This window comes from Lactobacillus porci, assembly GCF_009695985.1.
GTDB lineage: Bacteria > Bacillota > Bacilli > Lactobacillales > Lactobacillaceae > Lactobacillus > Lactobacillus absianus.
Genome location: NZ_VUMX01000041.1, coordinates 1 through 11,842, shown reverse-complemented (window position 1 = coordinate 11,842; position 11,842 = coordinate 1). Strand labels below are relative to the sequence as shown.

The following is an 11,842-nucleotide window of genomic DNA, read 5'->3' as shown; positions in this document are numbered from 1 at the left end:
AAAAAGCAGGCTTGACTTCGGTCAAGCCCGCTTGCAAGAATAAGTTGGTCGTTCTCAGAAGCTGTAGGCTGCGCGTGAGCACTAGCCTATAAAGAAACCCCCGACCTTGGTCGGGGGAGCATGTCATTTTGCATCGGTTCCCATTATTTATACATTGCGTAAGCTTGTCAAGGACTATTAGGGACCAAAAAACGACTCCAGACAAACTGGAGTCGTTGAGTTAATCAGTCACGGTCGCTGATTGCTTTAGGCGCGGTGATGTTGTGGTGCAGACTGTGCCAGAGCCAGTGGTCAGCCAGGGCGATCATTGGTCCATTGACCAGAATGCACAACAGGGTTCCGAGGTTGACGGCATAGACCTTTCCGCTGATCAGCCAGCAGATCCCGGTGATCAGGACCGGCACGCTGAAGTTGAGCAGCTGGGCTCGGATGACCTTGTTGCGGCAGTACATGAAGCGCAGGATATTGGTCGTGTCATCATTGGGGTGCATGATCAGGTTTGCTCTTTGATAAAAAGAAATCGAGCAGCCCAAGGTCATGATGCCCAATAAGCCAATAGCCAGCCGCCAGGTCAAGGGCAGCCGCGGCAGGCCTAGAGCAGAGAAGAGGGTGGTAAAGAGCTGAATGAAGTAGCTGAAGCCGGCGATGAAGACGACCTCGCCCAAGAAGCGGGGCAGGTCAAAGCGGCGCAAGAGCAGCTGGTTGACGACTGCCACCAAGAAGCCGGTCAAAAACATGGCCAGGGCAATGCTGATGTGGAAGATGTGCGCCAGGTTGACTTCTGAAGCGCCCCACGGGGCGGTGCCAATGTTGCTGGAAATGGTGATCCCATTGCCAAAAGCATTCAGGACCAGGCCAAGTGCTAAAGCGGTCAGGCGGCGCGGGAGGGGGGCAAAGCCTTCACCAGTGGCGGGTTTGAAAGAACGAAAAAGTGTTTGAATTTTGAATTGAGAATTGCTGAGATTCAAGTGATGCCTCATATGTAAATCTTCTTAACTTGTTTTCTGGTTTTCTAATTGACGATTCAGTCATTAATAAAGATTGGTTTGTTAACAGCTTTGTGTCCAATAGAATATGTCTAAGCATATTTGCTTAAGTTGAATTAATATAGCTATAGTTGAATCTGTTAATAAAATAACGCCTTTTATGGTAAAACCGGTTGCGAAAATGATGAAAATTGTGTTTAAGCTATTTCATCTTTGTTTTTATAGAGCATGCGACAGTAAGGCTTGACGAGTTGTTTTAGACCAGTCATGGCTGGAGTCAATAAGTGGCAGTTCGAGAGAAAAGGGCGAGAAAACAATTTTATCAATAAAACTATTTTGCTTTATTTACCAAGAAGACTGAAAAACGATACCCTTAAAGTGAATTGAGAATTTCATAAGCCATAAAGGAGCTACCAGATTATGTCCTTCATCGGATTTTAGATAGTAGCTTACCACATCCAGCTTAAAGTCAACAGAATATTCTCTTTTGGTTCGCTTAACTTTTAAGCTTTCCAATCCATTGAGTTCAGCGGCTTTCACCTACGTACGAATTATTGACGCAGCGATATTATACTTTTTGCTTAATCCATTGTATGAGCCTCTGCCGTTAAGATAATCAGAAGCAATTTGCATTTTTAGTTCAGATGAATATTTGGTCATAAAAATACCCCACAATCGTTAGATGTCTATGTCTAACAATCGTAGGGCACTTCATATGGCAGCGAAGCCTTTCGTTTGCTCATTGTTGTTTCAAGCTGCGTTAGCGCTTGTCATCAAAGCCGGTATCGTCCCGGCTCTTGACGTGAAAATTCTTGTCGTTGGCCTGCTCAGGCACGATGAAGCAGCAGACCAGGAAGACGATGAAGCTGCCCCAGCTCACGGGGGTGCTGCCAGCCTTGTAGCCGCCGATGGCCACGCAGACGCCAATCAGCAGGATGGGCCAAGCGATCCAGGACAGGATTTGCCAGTTCTTGTCCAGCTTCGCGTTTTCGCTCTTGATGTCCAAGAAGCCACGGATCACGAAGTAGGCACTGATGATCAGGCCCAGGACGTCCAGGATGATGGAAGAAGCCTTGTGGTCGGCAAGCAGGCTCATGACGCTCAAGGTGCCAGAAGTCCCAGCCAGGCCAAAGTAGAAAATGTCGATAAGTTTGCTCTTCAAGCGAGTTGCCTCCTTAAAATCTCTCTTTTAGAGATTCTACCAGTTTTTTTGAAAAAAAGCAGAAAAAACGTTTGACAATCGTGACAAACCCTCTATAATAGATAAAGTAAATTCTTAACCTAAGACGTGGGTGGCGCAAAGCCTCAATCCATTCCCACCGAGGCCAGAAGATAATGAAGATTATTTTTTCTCCATGTCTCTTGGCATGGAGATTTTTTAGGCCTTATAGAATTTTACATAAATTTTATGGAGGTGAAAATTTTGAGTAAAGCTACTATCGCTGCTAAGGCAAAGTTCGTAGAAGCTTTCGCAGAAGAACTGAAGTCAGCTAAGTCTATCGTAGTTATCAACTACCTTGGCTTGACTGTTGACGAAGTTACTGCATTCCGTGCTGAATTGCGTGAAAGCAACGCTAAGATGAAGGTTGTGAAGAACACTTACCTGCGTCGCGCTGCTGCTGAAGCCGGCTTGGAAGACTTGAGCCCTGTATTTGTTGGTCCATCAGCAGTTATCTACACTGACGATGAAGACAACATCACTGCTCCAGCCCACATCGCTGCTGAATACGCTAAGAAGTATGACGTAGTTGAAATTAAGGGTGGCGCATTGGAAGGCAAGGTTGCTTCCAAGGAACAAGTCGAAGAACTTGCTGCTATTCCAAACCGCGAAGGTCTGTTGTCAATGCTTCTTTCTGTATTGCAAGCACCTGTACGCAACTTCGCATACGTTGTTAAGGCTGTTGCTGAATCAAAGGAAGAATCAGCTGAATAGTCTGGTCATTTTAAACTAGAATATCTAAATTCTTATTTTTCGGAGGATACTTATAATGGCTTTGGATACTGAAAACATTATTGAACAATTGAAGGGCGCTTCAATTCTTGAATTGAACGACCTGGTAAAGGCTATCGAAGACGAATTCGGCGTATCAGCTGCTGCTCCTGTAGCTGCTGCCGGTGCCGCTGCTGGTGCTGAAGAAGCTAAGTCAAGCTTCGACGTTGAATTGACTTCAGCAGGTACTGAAAAGGTTAAGGTTATCAAGATCGTTAAGGAAGTTACTGGCGCAGGTCTGCTTGAAGCCAAGAAGACTGTTGACGGTGCTCCAGTAGTTATCAAGGAAGGCTTGTCAGAAGACGAAGCTAACGACCTTAAGGCTAAGCTTGAAGAAGTTGGCGCTACTGTAACCCTGAAATAATTAGAGCCTTCGGGCATTAATTATTCGAAAAGACGTATGCATTCGCATGCGTCTTTTTTTGTTGTGGCATTTTCCTGAATCCGCTTTATAATTAAAGCTTAGGAGAGTCAGTTCTTGAAAGGGAATAGGTGAGGATAATGGAAAAGCAAGGAATGCCGGTGAAGACGGCGCAAAGCCGGAAAGCAATCGTCCTTTTTGGGGTCCAGTTGCTGGTCAACCTCTACGCGGGCGGACATTTTGGCAATTTGCATCTGCCAGTGGCTGGGACGATCGTCTTGTTGATTTTGCTAGTGGCCTGGTCTGTTTTCTACAAAGACTTGCATCAGCGAGTAGCTTCTAAGCCGCTGCGCCTGCTGTTTTGGACGGGGCAGCTGCTGGTCAACCTTTACGCGGCCTCGGCCTTTGTGGCCAACCAGGTCAGTCCGTGCTTTTACGGCCTGTCTTGGAGCAACGTGGCTGAGATCATCGCCTTGCTGGTCTTTTGGACTTTAGCTTTGGCCTTGAGCCTGCAGTTTGACAACCACTACGAATTTTAAAGCAAAACAGCGCCTCTGCGTTCGACCACAGAGGCGCTGTTTTGCTATTTCTTGGACTTCTTTTTCTTGTCCTTCTTGTGTTTTTGGTGCTTTTTGCCTTTCTTGTTTTGTTTCTGGCTCTTTGGCTTCTTAAAGTCCTGTTGCAGCTCCTGGTAGATTTCCAAGCCTTCGTCATCCAGGGGCAGGCCGTACTTTTGTTCATTTAAGTACTTTTGCAGGTAGTAGACGGGGTCTTCGCTGCCGATGTCCAAGGCAGTGGTGGTCAATTCTTGGCAGGTCTTTGAGGACATAAAGCGGTCGCTGGCCGCAGCTGGACTGATCTGCTCGCTCTTTGCGATCAGCTTGGCGATTTCCCGCAAGAGAACTGGCAGATAGATGGCGACTTGGTCCTCATAAGGGCGGGATTTCAGGTCATCTGGCATCTGTTCTGAAATGAGCCGCATTTCTTCAACCGTCATTCTAAGCGACTCGTCTTTGGCCATGGCGTCCTTTAATTCCTGGTCAGTCACTGGCCAGCCGTATTCTTGTTCATTATGGAACATTTCCGCGAAGTCCTTGGCGCGATCATCATCCTTAAAATTGCCACAGAGGCTGAGGAAACTGTCAGAGTCACCGAACGCCGTCAAGGCGTCAGCTTCAGGCATTTTTTCAGCCGCGGCGATCAGCTTGGCAGTTTCAGCGGTCAGGCGGCTGATTGCCGCGATCTTCTTTCCATAAGGGGTTGACTCATCAATGCCGAATTCTTTGGCGGCTAAGACATCCCCAGCCAGCTCGTCTTGCCGGTTCAGGTCAAACATGGCGCGCATGTCAGCATCGCTGTGCATCTGTCCGAATTTGCGGTCGTTTTCATACATTTGGAAGAAGTTTTCAGGGGCTTCTTTCGTGGTTACGCTGGGATCAGTTGCCAGGAAGTGGTAGGTCCGCGAAGAGGTGAAGCGGTCTCGGGCCTGCTTCTTGCTGATGCCGTCAGCGGCAGCAATCTGCTTGACGACTGCTTTGGTGCATTTTTCCGTGTATTTTTCTCGGTTCATTTTGTCCTCGATCTTGTGAATAGAATTCAAAATATAACTTTGGTGATATTTTTTTCAAGCTAATAATAGGCACTCGTGGCTGGCCCCGTCAAGTGCAAGCGCTTTATTTTTTAGCATGAAAAAAGCTCCTGAAATAGTTCAGGAGCAATTCAGATATAAAACAGGTCAGGCTAGCTTACCAGGCTGACGGTCTTGGCCTTGCCCTTCTTCACGCAGACGACGACGCCGAGGCCATCATGATGGCGGCTGACGGTTTTTAAGTTGGAGAGAAACTTCTTCTTGGAAACGTGAATGGCATCAAGTGGGCCAGGCACCTCGAACTTGCATTTCGAGTCGAGCGTGAAAGTATATTTGCCATACTTCAGCTTGTGCTCAGGTTCAGGAAACAAGCCTGTGTTCTTGACCTTGGTAAACTTGCCGATAAAAGTGACCTTGTCGCCGCTAGCCGTGACTTTAGGGGCATAGCCCATCCCAAAAGCGTCAGATGTCGCTAAAGTCGTGCAGTAGGAGCCGGTCTTCGGGTAGGAGACCTTCTTGACGGCAGCCTGCGTGCTGGTGGCTGAAAAAGCCAACAGGACTGCCAGATTGACCAGCGCGGCTAGCGCGGTCTTCCAGAGTTTCATGATCATCGCCTTTCTTTCCCTGTACATAACACTAGCTAATTTTAATTTACATTCTTGGTTAAATAATGTCAATCTTGCCAGGGCAGAATTAGGCAATAAAATGTTAAATGAATGAGGCCAGCTTGTCTGACTAAAAAAACGCAGGTCGCTCACGGCCTGTGCGTTTGTAAGATCAGAATATTTCTGGAAAGGCAATCAAAGTTGAAAGGAAGCTTTGCTGTCGTTAAGTCGCCTCTGGCGACACTTTTATTCTAGCATCGAAGCCACGTATAGGATTAAATAACGACCAAAGCGTTTGCAAATGACATGCAGTTCGAGAATTAGCCTATTCCTCAGCAGCCTGCTTGGCAGCTGCCGCCTGTTGTTCAGCGAGGGCCTTGACCTGGTCGTATTGTTGCTGTTCCTTGAATTTGAGCCACTTGTAGTAGCGGCGCAGCTCATCGAAGGAAAAATCAAGCGACAGGTCGCTTGGCGCCGTATCCTTAGCTGCTTTGACCGACACCTGGAAGAGGAGCTGGTCTTTCACGCCATTGTCTACAGCTTGATAGTAGGGGAGACAGCTCGGGTCCAATGCCGCGTAGTCAGACAATTCCTGCCGGTAGACGGCGGCCGCGACCAGCAGGTCATCTACCCGCCAGATGCCGCCCAGGTAGTTGCGGTCGCCCAGACTGGTCACCAGATTGGCCGCGCTTACCGGAAAGTCGCTGGCCAGGGCCAGCCGCTCCCACTTGAACTGGTCTGGCAGCTCCGGCACTAAGAGGCAGGATTTGGCAAGGCCGTATTCCTTGTTGTAAGACTTGAGGTCGGAGTCGATTTCATCCGTTGCGTCGGTCACCTGGCAGGCTAATGGCCCGTTGTCGTTCTCCAGCCACAGGCGGCCGCAAGAAAGCGTCAGCTCGTTCATTGTTTACCCCCAAAAAAGTTTCCAAAAAAAATTTCTGACAAGTTGCCCCAGCTCAAAGCAGGCCAGGAGCGGCTTTTACAGTTTGCTAATATTGTAGCATGCTTGCTGGCCTTTGTCTGGCTGGTCTGGAATTGCCGTTAGCATTTCCGCGACATTCGCGCTAAACTTTGAGCATACAGTTGAAAATAGATTCCTCAACTTTCATGTCTCAACCGCATATTTGACAGATCTGCATTGCTTCTGCCATTTTTGCTAGAATCAAGCAATTATGATAAAATAGACATATCTGAATTCGCTTGACGGCAGCGGGCAGATTCCCGTTTGCGGTATGGGCACGGGCTTTTCCGTGCCTTTTTGTTTCTAGTGAGCAGACGACACTTTGTTAAGGGGGTGCCTAATGGATTATCTAAGCAAGATCAACCAGCTACAAGAGCACGGTGAGGGTTACAGCATTGACTACCTGCCGCTCCAGTGCCTGGATGAGCGCTACGACGATCTTGAAGTGACCAACTTTGAGAATCGTCTAGAGACGTTTTCAGAGAAGATTGCCAGAATCGCGCGGACTTTCATGCGCCGCTATGGCAATCGGGTCTTCCTGCACGAGAGGAGCCAGGACAAGTGCCTGAGCTTGTGCAAGGAAGGCGCGGACTTGATTGACCAGACGATTAAGTCCATTTTGGAGAAGGAACAGACTTCTTTGAACATTATTTTTGAGAATACCAAGGATATGCTTTTCAGCTTGGATTCTTTCTGCCAATTGAACATCTATAATCCAGATGAGGAACAATTGGAGCTGCTGGAAGACCTGGCGGCAGAGGAGAACCTCTACTTGAAGCGGATCTAAGGGAAAATGCCCCGTACGCTAGTACAGGGCATTTTTGTCAGGCTTTGTGAAAACTAATCACAAATTAAGTAAAGGGTTACAATGCTGGCAACAGGGCAATGGGTTTGCAAGAATAAATTGCTGATGTCATATTTTGTGCGAATTATCACTTTCTCTGAAAAGGTGCTACAATAGAGGCGATTGAAGGTCAGAGACCATCCTTCGTCAGAAGGAGTGATGTTTTGATGGAACTTAGAAATTTGAAATATAGTCTCGTTAACAATTTATGGTGGTTGCCATTGATTTTGCTGGGCTTTTTGCCGCAGCGCCGCTTGGCTCTGGCAATTTGCCTGGCAACGGTTGGCTTGATTATTTGGCGGGTCTTGCTCAAGTATCCTGACCTGAAGCCAACTAACTACCAGTACACTTGGGAAGGCTGGCTGGTCATGATCGCTGGCGTCTTGATTTCCTTTGTCGTCCTGCAAGCCGGGCACAGTGAGGCCGGATTCTTCATGGTCTTGATGATCAGCAGCATCATCCGTGACCTGCTGGCCAAGACGCGGCTGGCTTAAAAACAGACAGGAAGAGATAGAAGAGGCGCGTCCCCGCGGGGGATGCGCCTTTTGCATGCCAATAGCTAGAAAATATGCAGACACTAAAAAGAAAAAGTTGCCTTTTTTTAAACAAAAGGCTTGCAAATCTGCCCAAAGGGGTCTAAGATTAAAGACATCTTAAAAATTAAATGATAGATTAAAAGCTATCGAAGCAGAAAGGAGCCATCATGATGAAACAAGCAATGAATTTTAGCCACGAAAGGCATAACGCCCATAGGAACTATGCAAGCTATTTGGCAAATGTGCAGCACATATTGGGCTTGGTTTATCGTGGTGGATCGCCAAATTAAACCAAGCCTCTATTTCTTATAGAGGTACTACAAATGAATAAGGGCAAATCTTTCTTGGGCGGGGCAGCCGTCCTCTTGTCAGCAGCCGCTTTGGCCGGTTGCGGGTCCAGCTCCGCGAAGACTTCCGCGGACCAGAAGCTGAACTGGATGGAAGAAAGCGAACTGTCAACGATCGACGGATCCAAGATTTTGGACAACACGTCTTTCAACCAGGTCAACAATGTGATGGAAGGGATCTATACCTTGGGCAAGAATGCCAAGGTCGTCAATGCCCTGGCTACCAAGACGGAAAACTCCAAAGACGGCAAGACCTGGACCTTCACTTTGCGCAAGAATGCCAAATGGTCCAACGGCGATCCCGTGACTGCCAAGGACTTTGTCTTCTCCTGGCGCAGAACCGTCAGTCCAAGCACTGGCTCGGAATACTCCTACCTGTTCAGCGGGATCAAGAATGCCGATGCGATCGTTGCCGGCAAGAAGGCAGCCAGCAGCTTGGGCATTAAGGCAGTGGGCAAGTACAAGCTGGTCGTCACTTTAGAGCGGCGGATTCCATACTTTAAGCTGCTGATGGCCTTTCCGCTTTTCTTCCCGCAAAATGAGACCGCGGTCAAGAAATACGGGGCCAAGTACGGGACCAGCTCCAAGTACATGGTCTACAATGGACCGTTCGTCATGAAGGGCTGGACCGGATCCAGCTTATCCTGGAAGTTGGTCAAGAACCCGCACTACTGGGATAAGAAGGACGTCAAGCTGAATCAGATCAACTACAGCGTGCAGAAGTCAGCTTCAACCGCCTACAACCTCTATCAAGACGGGAAGCTGGACGGGGCCTACCTGGATACCCAGGCGGCCAAGCAGCTGAAGCACAACAAGGCCTATACGGTCAGAAAGCTGGCTGAAACCGAGTACCTGCAGTTCAATCTGAAGAAGTACCAGAAGTTCCGGTCTGCCAACTTGCGCCGGGGGATCTCAATGGCCATCAACCGGGCTGACCTGACCAGTTCCCTGGGAGCCAGCTACAAAGCCGCGACGACCTTCACCTCAAACGGCTTGACCACGGTCAACGGACAAGACTTCACCAAGCTTGCCGCCAATGCCACCACCAAGAAATACACGTCCTATGACAACAAAATGGCCAACGAGTACTTCGCTAAGGGCCTTAAGGAAGTGGGCTTAAAGAAGCTCAGCTTTACGCTGCTTTCTACCGACGACGACACTTCCAAGAAGCTGGCGGAATTCGTGCAGAGCCAGCTGGAAACCAACCTCGGCGGCAAGATCTCAGTCAAGGTGCAGAGCATCCCGACTAAGACCAAGCTGAACCGGGTTCTGGCTGGCAATTTTGAATGCACCTTGTCAGGCTGGATCGCCGACTACGCCGATCCAATTACCTTCCTGGACTGCGAGACCACAGGCAATTCTTACAACTATGGCAAGTGGTCCAGCAAGACTTACGACAAGCTGATCGCCGATTCCAAGACGACTTCTTCTAACACCAAGCGGATGCAGGATCTGGCCAAGGCGGAAATCACCCTGATCACTGACCAGGGAGTGACCCCGCTTGACCAGCACGGCGAAGCCTGGATGGTCAACCCGAAAGTCAAGGGGATCATCTACAACACCGCGGGCGTTTGCTACAGCTTCAAGAACGCCTATATTGCCAACTAGGCATTTTAAAGAAAATAAGTCATCAAAAAAACACAAGCAATTTTAGTCATTACCATTAAATCAATACCTTTCATTTAATACTTCATTTATCTAAATTGTCGAAACAACATCTGAAAAAATCAATCCTCTTTATCAACTATAAACTTCATTTTATTTCATCTTGGCAGACATAGCTGCCCTTTAGTAAATTACCATGTTAACTAAGCAATCATTTTTTTAATTCTTACATTCTTAGACGCCAGCTGGTCTGGCGTTTTTTCTTTGCCCTTGAGTCAAAGGATAACGGCAGTTATGTTTTCAGCTTAATTAAATAACGCCAGTGTTGATTGAAGTGGCAAGTGCGTTCTGCTATTGTGAAAAAAGAAGCAGAAGAGCAGGGATAGCAATAACGAATAAAGAACAGCGAAACGAAATAGGGGGGAAAAATGATCAAAAAGAAATTATTGGGAAGTCTGGCGGCTCTGGCCCTTTTTTTGACTGTGGGGGCCAAGGGCGCGCCGGTGCACGCCGCCTCGATGAGCAGGTACGTGACCGAGCTATTGTACAAGAATCACATGCGCGGGACAGTCACGGTCGTTGAAAACGGTCGCTCCAAGACCATTGGCGTAGGCTATGCCAATTATGGTCGCCAGATCAAGAACAGCGACCAGGCTGTCTATCCGACCGCATCCCTGCAAAAGGCAGTCACGGCCGCCATGCTGATGCAAGTCATGCGTGAGTCGCGGGGGAAGAAGCATTTTACCGCCAACACCAAGATTTCCAAGTGGTATCCGCGGCTGAAAAATGCCAGGCAGATCACGGTCAGCGACCTGCTGACCCACACGTCTGGCTACTACGTCTACAACCTGGAAGACAGCCAGAAAAAAGTCTACACGGAAAAAGGCGCCATCGACTGGACCATTAACCAGGTCAATTCCACCTGGCAGTATCCAGTGGGCAGCTACCACTACAACGACACCAACTACATGCTCCTGGCCGGGATCATTCAGAAGCAGACCGGCAAGTCTTATGCCTACAATCTGCGAAAGCGGATCGTGAAGAAGTTGCGCTTGACCCATACCTGCCTGCGGGAAAATCTGCCATCTTCCCTGCACCTGGCCAAGTCATACCTGTACTTGGGAAGAAACTACCAAGCTCCGGTCCTTTTGCCAAAGAGCGTGGCTTCCCAGATGCCAGGGGCTGGGGACTTGATTTCGACTCCGTATGAGTACTTGCAGATTCAGCGGGGTTTGTACAATGGCAAGCTTTTGTCCAAGAAGCAGTTCTCAGAAATGACCCATATGCCATCAAAAGCAACGACTTATTGCGGTGGGATTCGCTTGAAGAAGAGCGGCAAAGTCAAGCTGGCATATGGCAGCATTGCCTATGAGCATTACGCGACCTACTATCAATTGACGACTGACAACCGTTACGGGATAGTTATGTTCCTCAACCAAAGAAATGCCAGCGAAAACCAGGTCAAGGACGTTGGCTACCAGATCTTAAGCCGGATCAAGGCTGGGACTTTTGCCAGCAAGTAGCATTAAATAACGACGGGTATGACATGCTCCCCCGACCAAGGTCGGGGGTTTCTTTATAGGCTAGTGCTCACGCGCAGCCTACAGCTTCTGAGAACGACCAACTTATTCTTGCAAGCAGGCTTGACCGAGGTCAAGCCTGCTTTTTTACTGGTTCTGTCCAGCAAGCTGAACAGCAGTGCAAAAACAGAGGTCAGTCTATTTATCACGGAAGTGCCCCCTCCGACGATTCCGCCAAGCCGCATTGACTGCTGTTTGACGGTACGATTTTTTGCTTGCCCAGCTCTCTCAGAGCTGGGCAAGTCCTTTAAGCAAAATATTGATTGATGCATTGATGTCACGGTCATGATGCGCCTTGCAGAATGGGCAGTCCCATTCCCGCACTGACAGTGGCTTCTTGCCCGTATCCTTGCCGCATTTTGAGCAGATTCGGCTGGTGTATGCTGGATTGACCTTGATGAGGATCTTTCCGTACTTCTTGCACTTGTATTCCAGCATG

Annotated in this window: 13 protein-coding genes and 1 other annotated feature; of the genes, 7 read left to right on the top strand and 6 right to left on the bottom strand. The window is 48.4% G+C overall.

The features are described from left to right. Nucleotides 1-224: 224 nt before the first annotated feature. A complete protein-coding gene (locus FYJ62_RS09695; RefSeq protein ID WP_229771896.1) occupies nt 225-980 on the bottom strand; it encodes a YczE/YyaS/YitT family protein in 756 nt (251 codons plus the stop codon). Between the two features lie 766 nt (nt 981-1,746). Then, nucleotides 1,747-2,148, bottom strand: a complete 402-nt coding sequence (locus FYJ62_RS09690) for a hypothetical protein (protein WP_154549480.1) — start codon at nt 2,146-2,148, stop codon at nt 1,747-1,749. 100 nt (nt 2,149-2,248) lie between these two features. Further along, nucleotides 2,249-2,375: a sequence feature (ribosomal protein L10 leader region), on the top strand. A gap of 34 nt (nt 2,376-2,409) precedes the next feature. Here FYJ62_RS09690 and rplJ point away from each other — a divergent pair. The 3 genes from rplJ to FYJ62_RS09675 all read left to right on the top strand — a co-directional run bounded on the left by rplJ (nt 2,410) and on the right by FYJ62_RS09675 (nt 3,876). Beyond that, entirely contained in the window at nt 2,410-2,919 is a 510-nt protein-coding gene (gene rplJ / locus FYJ62_RS09685) for a 50S ribosomal protein L10 (protein ID WP_154549479.1), read from the top strand. A 55-nt stretch (nt 2,920-2,974) separates the two neighbouring features. Further along, complete coding sequence (gene rplL, locus FYJ62_RS09680; protein WP_154549478.1) at nt 2,975-3,340, top strand: 50S ribosomal protein L7/L12; 366 nt, start codon at nt 2,975-2,977, stop codon at nt 3,338-3,340. 137 nt (nt 3,341-3,477) lie between these two features. Beyond that, complete coding sequence (locus FYJ62_RS09675) at nt 3,478-3,876, top strand: hypothetical protein (protein ID WP_154549477.1); 399 nt, start codon at nt 3,478-3,480, stop codon at nt 3,874-3,876. A 44-nt stretch (nt 3,877-3,920) separates the two neighbouring features. Here FYJ62_RS09675 and FYJ62_RS09670 read toward each other — a convergent pair whose 3' ends face one another. The 3 genes from FYJ62_RS09670 to FYJ62_RS09660 form a co-directional block, all read right to left on the bottom strand. After that, nucleotides 3,921-4,907, bottom strand: coding sequence for a hypothetical protein (locus FYJ62_RS09670; RefSeq protein WP_154549476.1), 987 nt, complete (start codon nt 4,905-4,907; stop codon nt 3,921-3,923). Between the two features lie 170 nt (nt 4,908-5,077). Next, on the bottom strand, nt 5,078-5,536 hold the full coding sequence (locus FYJ62_RS09665; RefSeq protein WP_154549475.1) for a hypothetical protein: 459 nt from the start codon (nt 5,534-5,536) through the stop codon (nt 5,078-5,080). Nucleotides 5,537-5,855: 319 nt separating this feature from the next. Then, nucleotides 5,856-6,434 (bottom strand): hypothetical protein, encoded by a 579-nt coding sequence (locus FYJ62_RS09660; protein ID WP_154549474.1) that lies wholly within the window; start codon nt 6,432-6,434, stop codon nt 5,856-5,858. Between the two features lie 397 nt (nt 6,435-6,831). On the opposite strand from FYJ62_RS09660, the gene FYJ62_RS09655 reads away from it, so the two are divergent. From FYJ62_RS09655 to FYJ62_RS09640, 4 genes are all read left to right on the top strand, one after another. Beyond that, entirely contained in the window at nt 6,832-7,278 is a 447-nt protein-coding gene (locus tag FYJ62_RS09655) for a hypothetical protein (protein WP_154549473.1), read from the top strand. Nucleotides 7,279-7,502: 224 nt separating this feature from the next. Next, nucleotides 7,503-7,829: a hypothetical protein gene (locus FYJ62_RS09650; RefSeq protein ID WP_154549472.1), complete on the top strand. Its 327-nt coding sequence runs from the start codon at nt 7,503-7,505 to the stop codon at nt 7,827-7,829. 365 nt (nt 7,830-8,194) lie between these two features. Further along, entirely contained in the window at nt 8,195-9,826 is a 1,632-nt protein-coding gene (locus FYJ62_RS09645; RefSeq protein ID WP_154549471.1) for a peptide ABC transporter substrate-binding protein, read from the top strand. A gap of 425 nt (nt 9,827-10,251) precedes the next feature. Then, nucleotides 10,252-11,346: a serine hydrolase domain-containing protein gene (locus FYJ62_RS09640; protein WP_154549470.1), complete on the top strand. Its 1,095-nt coding sequence runs from the start codon at nt 10,252-10,254 to the stop codon at nt 11,344-11,346. A gap of 285 nt (nt 11,347-11,631) precedes the next feature. Here FYJ62_RS09640 and FYJ62_RS09635 read toward each other — a convergent pair. Next, nucleotides 11,632-11,842 (bottom strand): zinc ribbon domain-containing protein (locus FYJ62_RS09635; protein ID WP_003613537.1); only part of this gene is annotated, 211 nt, incomplete at its 5' end.

What these genes read in the sequence shown, in the direction of transcription:
- FYJ62_RS09695 (WP_229771896.1), bottom strand. Translation starts at nt 980, where the DNA reads ATGAGGCATCACTTGAATCTCAGCAATTCTCAATTCAAAATTCAAACA.
- rplL (WP_154549478.1), top strand. Translation starts at nt 2,975, where the DNA reads ATGGCTTTGGATACTGAAAACATTATTGAACAATTGAAGGGCGCTTCA.
- FYJ62_RS09675 (WP_154549477.1), top strand. Translation starts at nt 3,478, where the DNA reads ATGGAAAAGCAAGGAATGCCGGTGAAGACGGCGCAAAGCCGGAAAGCA.
- FYJ62_RS09670 (WP_154549476.1), bottom strand. Translation starts at nt 4,907, where the DNA reads ATGAACCGAGAAAAATACACGGAAAAATGCACCAAAGCAGTCGTCAAG.
- FYJ62_RS09665 (WP_154549475.1), bottom strand. Translation starts at nt 5,536, where the DNA reads ATGATCATGAAACTCTGGAAGACCGCGCTAGCCGCGCTGGTCAATCTG.
- FYJ62_RS09660 (WP_154549474.1), bottom strand. Translation starts at nt 6,434, where the DNA reads ATGAACGAGCTGACGCTTTCTTGCGGCCGCCTGTGGCTGGAGAACGAC.
- FYJ62_RS09655 (WP_154549473.1), top strand. Translation starts at nt 6,832, where the DNA reads ATGGATTATCTAAGCAAGATCAACCAGCTACAAGAGCACGGTGAGGGT.
- FYJ62_RS09650 (WP_154549472.1), top strand. Translation starts at nt 7,503, where the DNA reads ATGGAACTTAGAAATTTGAAATATAGTCTCGTTAACAATTTATGGTGG.
- FYJ62_RS09645 (WP_154549471.1), top strand. Translation starts at nt 8,195, where the DNA reads ATGAATAAGGGCAAATCTTTCTTGGGCGGGGCAGCCGTCCTCTTGTCA.
- FYJ62_RS09640 (WP_154549470.1), top strand. Translation starts at nt 10,252, where the DNA reads ATGATCAAAAAGAAATTATTGGGAAGTCTGGCGGCTCTGGCCCTTTTT.